Genomic DNA, 16,664 nt, shown 5'->3' with positions numbered 1-16,664 from the left:
TTCACCCAGCGAACCAAAAAGCCAGCCCCTGCCGGGATGGCAACCAGAAAGGAAACCACTGTGGCCACAATCGGTGTGCAGGCAATGATGTTGAAGGACAGTTTCGGGGAGGTCGGCGCGTTCGAAACGCTCCGGAAGGTCAGTGCGATCGGCTACAACGCCGTCGAAATCTCCCAGATCCCTATGACGGCGGAAAACGTTGCCGAACTGGAGCGGTCCCAGACTGAACTCGGGATGGACATCGCCGCACTTTCCGTGGCCATGGAGGTGCCGAAGGGTTTCCCAGGTGACTCGCTGGTTGACCACTTCGACAAGATCGTGGCAGACGCCAAGCAGCTGGATACCAAGCTGCTGCGGATCGGCATGCTGCCGTTCTCGGCCATGAAGTCCCTGGACGCCGTGGTGGAGTTCGCCAAGAAGACCAACGAGTACGCCGAACGGCTCAAGGAACACGGCCTGAGCCTGTACTACCACAACCACCACATCGAGTTCGCGAAGTTCGATGGCAAGTACATGCTGGACATCATCGCCGAGAACTCCCCGGCTATGGGCATGGAAATCGATGTGCACTGGGTCCAGCGCGGTGGCCTCGATCCCGTCCGGACCCTGGAGAAGTACTCCGGCCGCACCGCCATGGTGCACCTCAAGGACTACCGGATCGGCGAACTGCCGGAAGCCTCCTTCGGCATGCTGGAGACCGGTGACTTCAAGGGCTTCATGCAGGAATTCCGGAACGTTGTCCAGTTCGCCGAGGTGGGCGAGGGCAACCTCGATTTCGCGTCCATCATTCCCGCGGCCCAGGCCGCCGGCGCCGAGTACCTGCTGGTGGAGCAGGATGAACTCTACGGCCGCACTGTCTGGGAAGCCCTGCAGACTTCCTACGACAACTTGGTGGCCCTGGGCCATTCAGACCTTTTCTAATTCGCAGCAATCAACGACGGAGCAATTTTTCATGAGCAACAAAGTACGCCTCGGTATCATCGGCCTGGGCCAGCAGGGCGGCATGTACGCCAAGTTCATCACCGACGGCCTGGTGCCCAACATGGTCATCGGCGCCATTGCAGACATTGACCCCAAGAAGCGCGAACTGGCGGCCAGCACCTACCCGGATGTCCCCGTCTACGACGACTACATCGCGTTGCTCGAAAGCGGTGACGTGGACGCCGTCGTGACCTGCGTGCCGCACTTCCTGCACCCGGAAATGGGCATCGAAACCCTCAAGCGCAACATCCACGCGCTGGTGGAGAAGCCTGCCGGCGTGTACACCAAGCAGGTCAAGGAACTCAACGAGTTCGCCGCTTCCAAGCCGGAGCTGTCCTTCGGCATCATGTTCAACCAGCGCAACAACCCGCTGTACATCAAGCTGAAGGAAATCGTCGACAACGGCGAGATCGGCGCGATCCGTCGCAGCAATTGGATCATCACCAACTGGTGGCGCCCGCAGGGTTACTACAACTCCAGCGCTTGGCGTGCCACCTGGGGTGGCGAGGGCGGCGGCGTCCTGGTCAACCAGGCACCGCACCAGCTGGACCTGTGGCAGTGGATCTGTGGCGTGCCGCAGTCCGTCTACTCCAAGGTGTCCTACGGTTTCCGCCGCGACATTGCGGTAGAAGACGAAGTCACCGCCGTGGCCGATTACGGCAATGGCGTCACCGGCGTCTTCGTGACCGCCACCCACGACATCGTGGGCACCGACCGGTTCGAGATCCTGGGCGACCAGGGCAAGATCGTCGTCGAGAACTCGAAGACCGCCACCGTGACCCGCCTGGTCAAGCCGGAGCGCGAGCTCAGCGACGGCATGGGCATGGAGGACGTCATGAAGCTCTTCACGGGCCAGCTGAACCCGGCCGAGCTCTACACCACCGAAGTCATCGAATTCGAGTCGGCGTGGGGCGCGCAGCACTCCGGCGTCCTGGAGAACTTTGCCGCCAACATTCTGGACGGCACCCCGCTGCTGGCTCCGGGTTCGGACGGCATAAAGGGCGTCCGCCTAGCCAACGCCATCCACCTGTCCAGCTGGACAGGCACTGAAGTTGGCCTGGACTTCGACGAGGACCTGTTCCTCGCCGAACTGAACAAGCGGATCGCCACCGAAGGTACCTTCGAACAGCGTTCCTGACCCCTTCCGCCCAACTGGCTAGCAGTAGTTGTCGTTCTGACCCGTCAAAACGACAACTATTGCGAGCTAGTTGGGTTATCCGCTCGTTAGGATGAACCAGTGAGTGACGCCAACACCAAGGACCCTGTCGTACCGATCAACGCTGCCAAAAAGCAGGTGCGGGACGGCAAGTCCAGCGCCACGATTTACGACATCGCCAAGATGGCCGGCGTTAATCCCTCCACCGTGTCCCGCGCCCTGAGCAAGCCCGGCCGCGTCAGTGCGAAGACCCAAAAACTCATCGAAGATGCCGCCGCGGAGCTGCGTTACCAGGTGAATCCGTTTGCCCGGGCCCTCCCCACCGGCCGCACCAACACCATCGGCCTCATTGTTGCCGACTTCACCAACCCCACCTTCTTCGACATCATTCGCGGCGCCCAGACCACCGGCACACTGCGCGATTACACCTTGGTGCTTGCCGAATCCGCCGAATCCGGTTCCACTGAACTCACGGCAGGCCACCGCATGATGGCCACCGTTGACGGCCTGATCCTCGCCAGCCCCCGGATGGACGACGACGACATCCGCGCGCTCGCCGCAGAGAAACCCGTGGTGGTCATCAACCGCGAGGTCACCGGGGTTCCCTGCGTCATTCCCGATGTCCACAAGGGCATCAGCGAAGCCGTGCGCAGCCTGGCAGCCAACGGGCACAAGAAGATCGCCTACGTGGGCGGGCCGGTGCAGTCATGGATGTCCGGCCGCCGCTGGGAAGGTGTCCAGGCGGCCTGCGAGTGGTCGCACGTCTCGGCGCTGCGGCTGGAGTCTGCCAAGCCAACGGTCGACGGCGGCCGGCAGGTAGCGCGCGATGTCCTGGCCAGCGGCGTCACGGCTGTGCTCACCTACAACGACCTTCTGGCCATCGGCCTGATGCGCGAACTGCAAGCAGGCGGGATGGTGGTTCCGGACCAGATCAGCATTGTGGGCTTCGATGACATTTTCGGCGCCGACTTCACCACCCCACCGCTCACCACTGTGCGTTCGCCGCTGGGGGAGTGCGGCTCAGCGGCCGCCACACGGCTTCTGGACGTGCTCGCTGGCGGCGAAGACGAGGGAACAGTCCGCGTGGAGACCGAGCTGGTGCTCCGAGGTTCGAGCGGTCGGCTCCTGAGCTAGGGCCTAACCGCGGGGGCTTTGAGCCGCCACCGGAATCGCCGTGGAAACTTTCTGGCAACTTTTGGCAACCGGTTGACAAAATTAGAGGGAAAGCCCGATTATTGAGATATGTCACAGTCGATAGTCCCCAACCCAGACCGGCTCCTGCCCGCTGATCCCGGAACTCGCAGCATTGCCCGCGACCTCCTGAAGCGCGTTGAGGACCTGCCCATCATCTCCCCGCATGGCCACGTTGACGCCGCTGTCATCGAGCAGAACACTCCCTTCCCGGACCCGGCAGCGCTGCTGGTCAGCCCGGACCACTACGTCACCCGACTCATCCACGCTTCCGGCGTTGACCAATCACTGCTACGCCCGCAGGCCGGAGCGCAGGGTGACAACGCCACCCCCGATTCCCGCGTTGTCTGGCGCGAATTCTGCAAGGCCTGGCCCCTGCTGGAGGGCACCGCCTCCGGCTACTGGCTCCGCAACCAGTTCCAGAGCGTCTTTGGCCTGCAGGAGGAACCGTCCGCTACCGACCCTGACGCCAGCTACAACGCCATCAGTGCCAAGCTCGAGGAGCCCGGCTTCCGCCCGCGCCAGCTCTTCACCGACTTCAACATCGAAGTCTTGGCCACCACTGACGATCCACTCGATGACTTGGCCAGCCACAAGGCAATTGCCGAGGATGCCAGCTTTGCCGGCCGCGTGCTGCCCACGTTCCGCCCGGACCAGTACCTCAACATCGCGCACCCCACCTGGTCCGCCAACGTGGACCGCCTGATTGCCGCAGCTGGCGATGGCGGCAGCGGCTACGCCGCGTACATCACGGCCCTCGAGAACCGCCGCCAGTACTTCGTGGAACACGGTGCAGTCTCAGCTGACCACGGCGTCCGCACGCCCCGGACCCTGAAGCTGGACGACGCCGATGCAGCCAGGATGTTCGACCGCGCCCGGTCAGGGCAAGCCTCAGCCCAGGACCGCGAAAACTTCGAAGCGCACATGATGTACCAGATGGCCCGGATGTCCGTGGCCGACGGCTTGGTCATGACCATCCACCCCGGATCGTTCCGCAACCACCACGAGCCCACGTTCAACACCTTCGGCGCCGACAGCGGACACGACATCCCGTTCGCTATTGACTACACCGAGAACATCCGGCCGCTGCTGCAGGATTTCGGCACGGCCAAGGACTTCCACCTGGTGCTGTTCACCATGGATGAGACCGTCTACTCACGGGAACTGGCTCCGCTGGCCGGCTTCTACCCTTCCGTCTACCTCGGCGCGCCGTGGTGGTTCCTGGATGCCCCCGACGCTATGCTGCGCTTCCGTTCGGCCGTCACCGAAACCGCCGGGTTCTCCCGCAACTCCGGCTTCATCGACGACACCCGCGCCTTCTGCTCCATCCCGGCCCGGCACGACGCGTCCCGCCGGATCGAGGCCTCCTTCCTGGCCCGCCTGGTGGCTGAGCATCGCGTCAGCGAAGATCGCGCCCACGAGATCATCGTGGACCTGGTTGACGGCTCGCCACGACGGGTGTTCAAGCTGTGAGCGCCGACCTGATCACCGAAGACACCATGGCCGACCTGCCCCGCCTGAACCGGACGCTCCGATCCCTTCCCGCCGCCCCCGTGCGGATGGTCCACCTGGGGCTGGGCGCGTTCCATCGCTCGCACCAGGCCTGGTACACCGAACAGGCGTCCGACGCCGGGAACTGGGGGATTGCCTCGTTCACCGGCCGCCGGCCCGACGCAGCCCTGACGCTCGCCGCGCAGGACGGCCTCTTCACCGTGGTGGAGCGCGCCGATGCCGGTGACACCTTCTCCGTCGTGGGCAGCATTGTCGAAGCCGTGGACGGCGCAGACGTTGCGCGCCTGGCCGGCCTGCTGGCAGTGTCCCAGACCGCCGTCGTCACCCTGACCATCACCGAAGCGGCCTATCTGGCCAACCCGGATGGCAGTTTCAACAGCGCCGCCCCCGAGGTGGTGGCCGACCTGGCCGCGCTGGGCGGCGCTGGGGATCCCGTGACGCCGTTGGGTCGCCTGGTCCTGGGCCTTGCCGCCCGCAGAACGGCCGACGCCGGTCCGCTGGCTGTGGTCTGCTGCGATAACCTCTCGAACAACGGCGAGGTGGCCCGCCAGTCCGTGGTGGGGATGGCCAACGCCTGGGATCCGAGCCTGGCCGAATGGGTCAGCGCCAACACCAGCTTTGTGAGCACCTCCGTGGACCGCATCACACCCCGGACCACCCCTGAGGATGTGGCAGCCGTTGCCGCCGCCTGCGGGTACGCGGACAGCTCGCCCGTGGTGGCGGAACCGTTCGCCAGCTGGGTGCTCAGCGGTGACTTCCCTGCGGGTCGCCCGCGCTGGGAGGACGGCGGCGCCCTGTTCGTCGAGGAGATCGAGCCGTACGAGAACCGGAAGCTGTGGCTCCTGAACGGTGCGCACTCGCTGCTGGCCTATGCCGGCCAGCTGCGCGGCCACGCCACCGTTGCCGAAGCACTTGCTGATCCGTTCTGCCGGGATGCCATCACGGCGTTCTGGGACGAGGCGGAAGCCAATCTGCCGGCCGAGGGCCTGCAGATCCCCGCTTACCGAGAGGCGCTGCTGGCGCGTTTCAGTAACGCCCGGATCGCCCACCACCTGGCCCAGATCGCCATGGATGGCACCACCAAGCTGCGCATGCGCGCCGTCCCGGTGCTGCGTGCCGAGCGTGCCGCTGGCCGCTCAGGTGCTGCGGCGGCCCTGATGATCGCCAGCTGGATGGACTGCACCGTGGCCCTGCCGCCGCTGCAGGATCCGCTGTCCGCCGAGGTTGCCGCGGTCAACGCAGACGATGAGTCCGGCCGAGTTCGTGCGCTGCTGGCACTGGTCGACGCGGGACTGGCTGCGGATGACGCGGTCGTGGACTTGATGTCAAGCCTGCGCGGAACGACCGCAGTTGCCTAGGTTCCTGCGCCCAGTTCGACCGTGAACGATGCCCGGTACTCCCGCAGGGGAGTGCCGGGCATTGGCGATTTCGGCAAAATTCGACAACGTTTTGGCAACCGCTTGCCAAAACGTTGCCAAGTGATTACGCTTACATCAGAACGCATCGCTACCATTCACGGTCACACCGCCTCCGGGCGGCAGGGTAAAGGAGCCCAAGCATGAAAAAGCTGAGCAAGCTAAGTATCGTCGGCTATGGCGCCGGCGATGCTGCCAATAACCTCGCATTCACCACCGCCACCATGTTCCTGCTGGTGTACTACACGGACGTTGCCGGCATCTCCGCAGCTGCCGCTGGCACCCTGCTCCTGGTGGTCCGTATCTTCGACGCCTTCGCAGACGTCTTTGCCGGCCGCATGGTTGACCGGGCCTACAGCAAGCGCTTCGGCAAGTTCCGGCCCTTCATCATGTTCGGGTCGATCCCTCTGCTCCTGCTCAGCATGGCCACCTTCTCGGTCCCGCAGCTCGGCGAATCCGGCACCCTGCTCTACGCCTACGTCACCTACGCAGCCCTTGGCCTCGCCTACAGCCTGGTCAACATCCCGTACGGCTCACTGGCCGGCGCCATGACCCAGGACCCCAGCGAACGCGCCAAGCTCGGCTCGGCCCGGCTGGTGGGCGGCCTGCTGGTTGGCTCCGCACTCGGCATCTTCGTGGCCCCGCTGATCAAGCCCGGCGCCGACCTGCAGGGCACCTTCACCTTCGTGACCCTGATCTTCGTGGTCATCGGCGCGGCCCTTTACTTCTTCACGGTCCTGACCGCCAAGGAACGCGTCTTCCGCGCCGTCCCCAACGTCACCATGAAGCAGAGCTTCGAAACCCTCAAGGGCAACAAGCCGCTGATGATGTTGTGCTTGAGCTCCTTCTTCTTCCTCACCGGCTACCTGGCCCTGAGCTCCGTTCAGCTTTACTACCTGCGTGACGTGCTGGGTCGCCTGGACCTCTACCCCGTCCTGTCGATTATCCAGCTGGTCCTCACCTTCGTCATGGCCGGCATCATGCCCAAGCTGGTCCGCACCATCGGCAAGAAGCAGGTCTACGTTTACGCTTCCCTGGTCAGCGTCCTGGGCGGCGCCATCATCTTCTTCACCCCGGCCAGCCTCTGGTGGCTCGGCTTTGGCGGCCTCCTGGTCTCCCTGGTGGGCGTCCTCGCGGTCAACATTGTGGTTTGGGCCCTTGAAGCCGACACGGTGGAATACGGCGAATGGAAGACGGGCATCCGCACAGAAGGCATCACCTACGCACTGTTCTCCTTCACCCGTAAAACCGGCCAGGCAGTGGGCGGCGCCTTGGCCGCCTACGCCCTCGCCCTGGGTGGCTACAAGTCCGGCGTCACCCAGACCCCGGAGGCGGTCCTGGGTATCCAGGTTGCCGCCGGTGCCCTCCCTGCCGTGATGGTACTCCTGGCCGTTATCGTGATGTCCAAGTACAAGCTCACCGACGCCAAGCACGCAGAGATCCTGGCTGAAATCCGGGAACGCCGCGCCGCTGCCGACGCCGCCTCCGCAGACGCAGCCCACAAGGCCGATCACTAGCCACACCACGTTGGCTGGGCGGGACCACACCAGGGCCCGCCCGACCAACGCCGCAGCACCAGATACGTCCCCCGCTCTGCCAGTTTTGTTGAAAGGAACAACTGTGAAAATCATCTCCGCTGAAGTGTTCGTGACGAGCCCGTCACGCAACTTCGTCACGCTACGTGTCACCACCGATGAAGGCGTCGTTGGCATCGGCGATGCCACCCTGAACGGCCGCGAGCTTGCCGTCGCCGCTTACCTCAAGGAGCACGTTGCGCAGCTCCTGATCGGCAAAGACCCGCACCGCATCGAGGACACCTGGCAGTTCCTGTACCGCAGCTCGTACTGGCGCCGCGGCCCCGTCACCATGGCAGCCATCGCCGCCGTCGACATGGCGCTCTGGGACATCAAGGGCAAGATCGCCGGCCTGCCCGTCTACCAGCTCCTGGGTGGCGCGTCCCGCGACGGACTGCGCGCCTACGGCCACGCTTCCGGCTCAGACATCCCCTCGCTCTTCGACTCCATCCGCGAGCACCTTGAACTGGGCTACAAGTCCATCCGCGTGCAGACCGCCGTCCCCGGCATCAAGGCCGTCTACGGTGTTGCCGCCCAGGCTCAGGCCTCCGGCGAACGCTACGACTACGAGCCCGCCGGTCGCGGCGCGTTCCCGCAGGAAGAGGACTGGGACACCCGTGCGTACCTGCGCCACCTGCCCACCGTCTTTGAAGCCGTGCGCAACGAGTTCGGCCCGGAAATCCCGCTGCTCCACGACGGCCACCACCGGATGACGCCCATCCAGGCCGCCAAGCTGGGCAAGTCTTTGGAACCGTACGACCTTTTCTGGCTCGAAGACTGCACCCCTGCCGAAAACCAGGAAGCGCTGCGCTGGGTCCGGCACCACACCACCACCCCGCTGGCCATCGGTGAAATCTTCAACACCGTCTACGATTACCAGACCATCATCAAGGAACAGCTGATCGACTACGTTCGTGCAGCCTCCACCCACTTCGGCGGCATTTCGCCGTTGAAGAAGGTCATGGACTTCGCCGCCCAGTACCAGATCAAGTCCGGCTTCCACGGCCCCACCGATATCTCCCCGGTGGGCTTTGCGGCGCAGCTGCACGTGGGCCTGGCCATCCACAACTACGGCATCCAGGAATACATGCAGCACTCGGACAAGACCAACGAGGTCTTCGAACAGTCCATGACGTTCAAGGACGGCTATCTGCACCCGGGCGACAAGCCCGGCATCGGCGTCGAGTTCAACGCCGAAGCGGCCGCTGCGTTCCCGTACCAGCAGGCCTACCTGCCCTACAACCGCCTGGTTGACGGAACGGTCCACGACTGGTGAGCACCACAACTACTGCTGCAACCGGGCCGCGCATCATTGTGATGGGCGTGTCCGGTTGTGGCAAGACCACCATCGGCGCCCTCGCCGCGCACGAACTCCGCCTTCCGTTCCTGGACGGCGATTCGCTGCACCCGGTAGAGAACGTCGCCAAAATGGCTGCCGGGATCCCGTTGACTGACGAGGACCGCTGGCCTTGGTTGGCTACCGTGGGCAGTAAGCTCGCCGAGTCCGGGTCGCAGGGCCTGGTTCTGGCGTGCTCTGCGCTGCGCCGTTCTTACCGCGACGCCATCCGCGCGCAGGCACCCGACACGATTTTCCTGCACCTGCACGGGAGCAAGGAAGTTCTGGGCGCGCGCCTGGAAGGCCGCAGCGGCCACTTCATGCCTGCTGCCCTGCTTGAGTCGCAGCTGGCAACCCTCGAAGCCCTCGAATCTGACGAGTCCGGGTTGGTGGTGGACATCGCCGCAACGGTGGAGGAAATCGTCGCCGAGGCGCTGACCGGTATTGCCGCCCTCCGGGGCGGCGACGCCAACGCTGTGCAGGCAGCCGGACCGTTCCTCGTTGACCTGTCGGCAGCCCCGTACAATCTCGACGACGACGCTGTGGCCTGGGTGGACTCCACCCTGGCGGGAATGACGCTGGACGAGAAGATCGGCCAGCTCTTCATCAACCACAACAACGCGTACACCCCTGAGTACCTGGACGATGTGGTGGCCAACTACCACGTTGGCGGCATGCGCTACCGGCCGGGCCCCTCGGCAGCTGTCCAGGAACACATCCGGTACGCGCAGTCCGTCAGCAAGATTCCCCTGCTGATCGCGTCCAACCCCGAAATGGGTGGCGCCGGCAGTTGCGACGACGGCACTTTCGTCTCCACGCACCTACAGGCCGGCTCGCACCCGGACAAGGGGATTGCGCGGCAGATGGGCCAGGTGGCCGGCGTCGAGACCGCCGCCTTGGGCTGCAACTGGGCGTTCGCGCCGATTGTGGACATCCACTACAACTGGCGCAACACGGTGGTCTCCACCCGTTCCTTCGGCAACACGCCGGAGATTGTGGTGGAGCGCGCCAAGGAATACTTCGACGGCATCAGCGAGTCACCGACTGTCTGCGCCATGAAGCACTTTCCCGGAGACGGCATCGATGAGCGCGACCAGCACGTGGTCACGTCCTACAACCCGCTTGGCTACGGCGAGTGGAACCGGACGTACGGCCACGTCTACCGCGGCATGATCGAGCACGGCGTGCAGTCCATCATGATCGGCCACATCGGCGCCCCCGAACTGTCCCGCCATTTCCGTCCCGCAATGACGGACGCGGAGGTCCTGCCTGCCACGCTGGCACCCGAACTCCTCCAGGACCTGCTGCGCGGCGAGCTGGCCTTCAACGGCCTGATCCTGACCGACGCCTCGCAGATGATTGGCCTGACCCAGGCCATGAAGCGCAAGGACCTGGTTCCTGCCACCATTGCGGCTGGTTGCGACATGTTCCTCTTCTTCCGGAACCCGGACGAGGACTTCGGCTACATGAAGGCCGGCGTTGAGTCCGGGATCATCACGGAGCAACGCCTGCACGATGCGCTGCGCCGGATCCTTGGCCTGAAAGCCAGTCTTGGCCTGCACGTGAAGCCTGCTGCGGACCTGGTTCCGCCAGTCTCGGCGTTGGCCCAGATTGGCAGCGAGGCGCACCGCGCCATCGCCGCCGAGGTCGCGGACAAGACCGTCACGTTGATCAAGGACACCGCCGGGAACTTGCCCATTACGCCGGCAACGCACAAGCGGATCCGGTTGTATGGCATCTCCGGCGGCGCCGACTTCACCCGGGCCGATCCGTTGTCCTACCTGGATACTGTCCGGGAAGAACTGGAAGCGGCCGGCTTTGAGGTGCATGTCTTCCGCACCGCGGATCAGCGTGAAGCTGCGGGGGAGGTTGGCGTGAACTTCATGTCAGTCATCTCCGAGGAAGCCACCGGGGACTACGCGGACAAGTACGACGCCGCGTTCGTCTTCGCCAACGTGAAGGGGTTTGCGCAGGAAGCTGCGATCCGGATCAAGTGGTCCACCCCGATGGCGGCCGAGATTCCTTGGTACACCACCGAGGTTCCCACAGTGTTCGTTTCGCTCAACCAGCCCAACCACCTGATCGATGTCCCCATGGTGCGGACGGCGATTCACGCGCACGCGGAATCCCGGGAGGCTATCAGGGCGGCGATCGAGAAGATCCAGGGCAAATCGGATTTCACCGGCACGTTCAACGAGAACGTGTTTTGCGAGTCCTTCGACACCAGGCTGTAGCCCGGTTCAGCCATAGAGAGGCGCCATTCCGGCCGGAAAAAATTCTGGCGGGAATGGCGTTTTTCTTTGGCGCAAAACAGACAGGGGACGTCCCATCTCCTGTACAATAATTCAAGAGAAAGGCCGCCAACCGACGGCTGCCTAAGGAGATATCGTGACCACAGCGCCTGCAGGAGTTTCGCCAGCCCGATTCAGTGCCCAGCTCCGCTCGCAGGCCCTGCAGACACGCATCATGGATCTCATCCTAGAGCGCGGACTGGACGTTGGGGATGCACTGCCCACCGAGAGTGAGTTGTCCGCCGAACTCGGCGTTGGCCGGAACACCGTCCGCGAGTCCCTCAAGGTGCTGCAAGCCTTGGGCGTCATCGAGATCCGGCACGGCTTTGGCATGTTCGTGGCTCCCAACAACTTCACGGCGTTGGTGGCTGGCCTGACGTTCCGCGGCCGGCTCTCGCTGCGCCATAAGGGCGAAGAAGCCATGGAACTGGTGGACGTGCGCCAGGCCTTGGAATCCGGCCTGATCGGCTCTGCCATCGACGTGCTGACCGAGGAGCACCTGGCCGAGCTCAAGGCCGTCATGCAGGGCATGCAGGAAGCGGCCAGCCGCGGCGAAATGCTGGTGGAGCACGACGCCGAATTCCACCGCCGCCTCTACGCACCCCTCAACAACGAGCTGCTGACCAGCCTGGTGGACGTGTTTTGGCAGGTCTACCGCCAGATCCACCTGGCGCTGGGCACCGGAACCGTCAACCTGGAGCAGCAGGCCCAGGACCATTGGGACATCTACGATGCCGTGGCCAACCGGGACAAAGCCTTGGCCTCCGAACGCCTGCAGCGGCACTTCGATGGCATCAGGCTCAAGCTCAAGGATGTTGCGGGGGAGTAGTTCACCCTTCCCGGCTGAACGTGCCCAGACCGGTCCGGTCGTAGAAGTCCAGCCGGACACTTGGCGCGGAGCCGTCAGACGGAGCGGCAAAGATGGCTCCCGCAAGGCCGTTGGCGTTCTCGCCGATCGAGTCGAAACTGAACGTATCGCCGTCGAACTGCGTGAGTGGGAAAGTAGTGGGCGCGGCGCTGGGTCCCATTGTCATGCTCAGCACGCCGTTCGCCTCGGCCACCTCCAGCGGCCCGTAATAGGAACTCGTGTAGCGGCCGGCGTAGCTGCTGAGGCTCTGCGCCGCCGAAGGACTGGCCGGCGCTTTGGTGTAGTCCACGGCCGGTGCGTCTGCTGCGTCGATCTGCTTGAAGGCACCATTGGTGAAGGTCAACCAATCCACCGTGGGGGATCCGTGCTGCAGGGTGTCCAGGAAAGCGGCGGTGACGGCCTCGGGGATGCCTTGCGGGCGCCCGTTGGTCACGGCAACAATTGCCAAACCCTCGCCCGGCAGCATGGACACGGCGGTGGCCACGCCCAGGTTGAAGGCGCCAGAGTGGCCCAGGACCACCCTGCCGAGATCGTCGCTGGAGACGTTCCAGCCGAGTCCGTAGGCGCCGCTGCGGGCGGCAGGATCCTCTGCCGGGCGGGAAATGGCGTGCGGTACATGACTGGTCTGCAGCGCCTCCGCGTCCACCACGGGTTTGCCCTCATAGGTGCCATTGCCCAACTGCAGCCGGAGCCACTGCGCCAGGTCGCGCACCGAGGAGCTGGCACCGCCGGCGGGAGCCTCGGCGTCGGGCGTCCTGCGGTATTTGGCTTCCCATTTCTTGTCCCCCAACGGCACGTGGATGATGGCGCGGTCTTCCCGCTTTTCATAGTCGGCATAGCGGTAAGAGGTGCTGGTCATGCCGAGCGGCTTGAACAAGACCTCATCGGCCAAGTCCTCCCACGACATCTTCATGGCGTCCGCCGCGGCTTGGCCACCCCAGGTGAAGCCGAAGTTGCTGTAGTTGTAGCTTGCCCGGAACGGGTCGAGTGGCTGCTGGTTGAGCCGGGCGAAGATGTAGGCGCGGTCGAAACCGAGGTCCTCCAGCAGGTCGCCGGCCCCCGTCTTGAGGCCGCCCTGGTGTGACATCAGGTCCGCGCTGCTGGCGTTCCGGGTGGCGAACTCGTCCTTCAGGGAGAAGTTAGGGCTGTGGCTGATGATCGGATCGGTCCAGGTCATGGCCTTCCTGCCCACCACCGCGGCCACCACGGTGGAAGCCAGGGGCTTGGAGACCGAGGCCAGCTGGAAGACGGTGTCCGGGCCCACCTTGTCCGGCTTGTCCACCTCTCCCACTCCGAAGCCCTTGGCGTACAGCACCGCATCCTGATAGACGACGGCGATGGCCATCCCGGGCAGGCCGGTCGAGTCCATCGCGGCTTGGGCGTAGCCGTCCAGCCAGGTGAGAGCGGCGTCCACCTTCTGCCGGTCAAGGATCGGCTCCACCTTGCCAGGCGGCACGGGCAGCAGCCCCCTCATCGGTGGCTGGTGGGAGTCGGGGAGTCCGGCCTCCATCGCCTGCGCCCAGTGTAGGGAAGGCTGCTCCAGCGCCGCTAGGGCAAAGTCAAAGCGGCAGCAAAGTTACGCGATTCAGGCGTGCATGGCGCCCTTGAACCACCCGGTGATGCTGGCAGGATGCGTGATCGCGGTTCCCACCACCACGGCAAACGCGCCAGCATCCAGGGCCTGCCGGGCGTGCTCCGGGGTATGGATCCGGCCTTCGGCGATGAGGGGTGCGGAAAGGTTCGCGGCAGCGATCTGGGCCAAGAGTTCCAGGTCCGGTCCCGCCGTCTTAGGCCGCTCGCCGGAGTAGCCGGACAAGGTGGTGCCGATCAAGTCGGCGCCGGCTTCTGCGGCTGCGAGGGCATCGTCAAGGGAACCGCAGTCTGCCATGACCAACGCGTGTGATTCGGCGTGGATCCCAGCGACAGTAGCTGCGAAACTCAGCCCATCCGGGCGGGCCCGGCGCGTGCCGTCGATGGCCACCACGTGGGCGCCGGCGTTGGCCACCGCCAGGGCGTGCCGCAGGGTGGGGGTGATGAAAACGCCGTCGTGGCCGTCCTTCCAGAGCCCAATAACGGGAACTTCGACGGCGGTCCTGGTGAACTCGACGTCAGCCAAACCCTGCACCCGGATCGCCGCAGCCCCGCCGATCACCGCCGACGCCGCGACCTGGCCGGTGGTCCGAGGATCCCGCATGGGCTCGCCGGGGTACGCCTGGCAGGAAACGATCAGCTGGGAGCGGAGGGCCTCAAGGCCTTCGGGGGTGAGGATCATGGGCTCTCCTAGGAGTAGTTCAGTGTTGGTTCAGGACGAGTTTTGCGGCGCCCACCATGGCGGCCGTGTTCCCCAGGCTTGCCCGCAGCACCGGCACGTCAGCCAGCGGGGCCAGGAGTTCAGCCCGCAGCGCGCGTTCCATGGGACGCCACCAGGGGTCACCGCCGTCGGCCAGTCCACCAGATACCACCACCGTGGCAGGGTCCAGGATGTTGATCAAGCCGCCCACGGCCTGCCCTGCCGCGCCTGCCCCGATGCCGATCGCCTTGATGGCGGCAGTGTCGCCGTCGTGCGCCAGCGAAAAGACGGCGCGGGTGTCGGGGACGTCGCGGGAGCCGCCGAAGCGGAGGAAAGTTTCGAAGATAGCAGGTCCGGAGGCGATGGCCTCGACATGGCCCGCGTGGCCACAGACGCAGGGGAGCGCGGCGCCGTCATGGTAGGCGTACGGTGAGGCGATGTGGCCCACGTGCCCGCCCACATACCGGTGGCCCAGGACGGGGGTTCCCGCGAGGACGAAGCTGCCGCCGACGCCGGTCCCGAACGCCACCATGAGGGCGCTGTCGGAGCCTGCGGCGGCCCCCAACCAGGCCTCGCCCATGGCGTGCGCGTGCACGTCGTTGACGGCGCGGACAGCCTCGGGGGGCAGGTCAAGGTGGGCAGCGAGTCCTGCGGTCAGGTGGGTTCCGGCCCAGCCGAGGATTGCGTCCGTGGCGGCCACCACCGTGCCGTTCGCGGCGTCGATGACGCCGGCGGAACCGATTCCCACGCGGCCGACGGCGATTCCGGCGTCGGCCACGCGGCGCACCAGGCCGCGGATCAGGTCTGCCGTGGCAGCGAGGATGGCAGCGCCGCCGTCGCGATTTAGGGTGGGAATGGTCTCGGAAAACAACACCTCACCAGCGGAGGAGACCACGCCAGCAGCAGTCTTGGTCCCGCCAAGATCAACACCAATCGCGTACATCATTCTTCCTAACAGGGGACAAACGGGGAGCAGGTCAACGGGAGGCGATGCTGGATACCCTTCTTTTGTGTAGGTTGCGTCAAAGCGCGAGGAACGAGCGCAGCAACCGGCAAAAGAAGGGTGCCCAGCACCCTAAGCCCCATGGGAAGAAACTAGACGAGTCCGTTGCGCTCCAAAATCACCTTGATGGCTGCAGTCTCGGAATCGTTCAATGCCGGCATGGGCACGCTCATGGTGTTGGACTCGATGACGCCCATGACCTGCAGCGCGGTCTTGAACGCACCCAGGCCCGCAGCGCCGCCGGAGACCCGGCCGTTGGGGGTGAAAACAATCTCGAACACGTCAGCCAGGCGGTCCTGCTCACGGCTCGCGCCGGCCCAGTCGCCAGCCTGTGCAGCGTCAAACAGGCGACGGTAGCCGGCCGGGTCAACGTTGCCGAGGCCGGGAACCACGCCGTGGGCGCCGCCCAGGAGGGCGCCGTCAACAACCACCTCGTGGCCGGTGAAGATGCTCAGCTCGGGGTTGTCCTTGGTGGCCAGCAGCAGCTGACGGAAGCCAACATCGTCGCCGGAGGAGTCCTTGACGCCGGTGATGACGCCGTCGCGACCCAGCCGTACCAGCAGGTCAACGGGGAGCTTGAAGTGGGTCCGGACGGGAACGTCGTAAGCGAAGATGGGCTTGTCAACGGCGGCGTGCACGGCCCGGAAATGCGTCTCGGTCTCCGCAACGTTACCAATGGCGTAGTACATGGAGGTGACCACGATCGCGTCGGCGCCGAGGTCGATGACCTTCTTGGCCTCTTCGATCACGCGGTTGGTGGTCTGCTCGTTGGCGCCCACAATCAGCGGCACGGATCCAGCGTTGGCCTCGGCGATGGTGCTGACCACCAGGCCGCGCTCGGCATCGGTCATGTAGGGCACCTCAGCGGAGGACCCGAGCACGAAGAGGCCGGAGACGCCGCCGTCGAGCAGGTGCTTGGTGACGTTCTTCAGGGAGTTGGTGTCGATGCTGCCATCGGCGTGGCGGGGAGTGACGACTGGCGGGATGACGCCGGAGAACTGAGGCATGGGGTAACTCCAATGATTGAAAAGCGAAAAAATACGGGGT

At 64.9% G+C, this 16,664-nt stretch carries 13 protein-coding genes; 9 read left to right on the top strand and 4 right to left on the bottom strand.

Features of this window, described 5'->3' with window-relative positions; genetic code table 11:
* The first annotated feature begins 60 nt into the window (after positions 1-60).
* From PSET11_RS04175 to PSET11_RS04135, 9 genes are all read left to right on the top strand, one after another.
* Positions 61-921, top strand: a complete 861-nt coding sequence (locus PSET11_RS04175) for a sugar phosphate isomerase/epimerase family protein (RefSeq protein ID WP_238989024.1) — start codon at positions 61-63, stop codon at positions 919-921.
* Positions 922-952: 31 nt separating this feature from the next.
* A complete protein-coding gene (locus PSET11_RS04170) occupies positions 953-2,119 on the top strand; it encodes a Gfo/Idh/MocA family protein (protein ID WP_124090858.1) in 1,167 nt (388 codons plus the stop codon).
* Positions 2,120-2,218: 99 nt separating this feature from the next.
* A complete protein-coding gene (locus PSET11_RS04165) occupies positions 2,219-3,271 on the top strand; it encodes a LacI family DNA-binding transcriptional regulator (RefSeq protein WP_238989023.1) in 1,053 nt (350 codons plus the stop codon).
* A 108-nt stretch (positions 3,272-3,379) separates the two neighbouring features.
* Complete coding sequence (uxaC, locus tag PSET11_RS04160; RefSeq protein WP_124090857.1) at positions 3,380-4,801, top strand: glucuronate isomerase; 1,422 nt, start codon at positions 3,380-3,382, stop codon at positions 4,799-4,801.
* 26 nt (positions 4,802-4,827) lie between these two features.
* A complete protein-coding gene (locus PSET11_RS04155; protein ID WP_124090928.1) occupies positions 4,828-6,198 on the top strand; it encodes a mannitol dehydrogenase family protein in 1,371 nt (456 codons plus the stop codon).
* 200 nt (positions 6,199-6,398) lie between these two features.
* On the top strand, positions 6,399-7,772 hold the full coding sequence (uidB, locus tag PSET11_RS04150; protein WP_124090856.1) for a glucuronide transporter: 1,374 nt from the start codon (positions 6,399-6,401) through the stop codon (positions 7,770-7,772).
* A gap of 103 nt (positions 7,773-7,875) precedes the next feature.
* Positions 7,876-9,105, top strand: coding sequence for a D-mannonate dehydratase ManD (gene manD / locus PSET11_RS04145; RefSeq protein ID WP_124090855.1), 1,230 nt, complete (start codon positions 7,876-7,878; stop codon positions 9,103-9,105).
* A 41-nt stretch (positions 9,106-9,146) separates the two neighbouring features.
* Entirely contained in the window at positions 9,147-11,399 is a 2,253-nt protein-coding gene (locus PSET11_RS04140) for a gluconokinase, GntK/IdnK-type (protein WP_124090927.1), read from the top strand.
* 154 nt (positions 11,400-11,553) lie between these two features.
* Positions 11,554-12,285 (top strand): FadR/GntR family transcriptional regulator, encoded by a 732-nt coding sequence (locus tag PSET11_RS04135; protein ID WP_124090854.1) that lies wholly within the window; start codon positions 11,554-11,556, stop codon positions 12,283-12,285.
* A gap of 1 nt (position 12,286) precedes the next feature.
* On the opposite strand, the gene PSET11_RS04130 is transcribed toward PSET11_RS04135, so the two are convergent.
* The 4 genes from PSET11_RS04130 to PSET11_RS04115 all read right to left on the bottom strand — a co-directional run bounded on the left by PSET11_RS04130 (position 12,287) and on the right by PSET11_RS04115 (position 16,624).
* Positions 12,287-13,834 (bottom strand): serine hydrolase, encoded by a 1,548-nt coding sequence (locus PSET11_RS04130; protein WP_124090853.1) that lies wholly within the window; start codon positions 13,832-13,834, stop codon positions 12,287-12,289.
* A gap of 75 nt (positions 13,835-13,909) precedes the next feature.
* Positions 13,910-14,596, bottom strand: a complete 687-nt coding sequence (locus PSET11_RS04125; RefSeq protein WP_124090852.1) for an N-acetylmannosamine-6-phosphate 2-epimerase — start codon at positions 14,594-14,596, stop codon at positions 13,910-13,912.
* Positions 14,597-14,615: 19 nt separating this feature from the next.
* The gene (locus PSET11_RS04120; RefSeq protein ID WP_124090851.1) at positions 14,616-15,560 is read right to left on the bottom strand and encodes an ROK family protein; all 945 of its coding nucleotides are present in this window, start codon (positions 15,558-15,560) and stop codon (positions 14,616-14,618) included.
* A 149-nt stretch (positions 15,561-15,709) separates the two neighbouring features.
* On the bottom strand, positions 15,710-16,624 hold the full coding sequence (locus PSET11_RS04115) for a dihydrodipicolinate synthase family protein (RefSeq protein ID WP_124090850.1): 915 nt from the start codon (positions 16,622-16,624) through the stop codon (positions 15,710-15,712).
* Positions 16,625-16,664: the final 40 nt, after the last annotated feature.

Source organism: Arthrobacter ulcerisalmonis (assembly GCF_900609065.1).
Taxonomy (GTDB): Bacteria; Actinomycetota; Actinomycetes; order Actinomycetales; family Micrococcaceae; genus Arthrobacter; species Arthrobacter ulcerisalmonis.
This window is presented reverse-complemented; position numbering and strand designations above follow the sequence as displayed.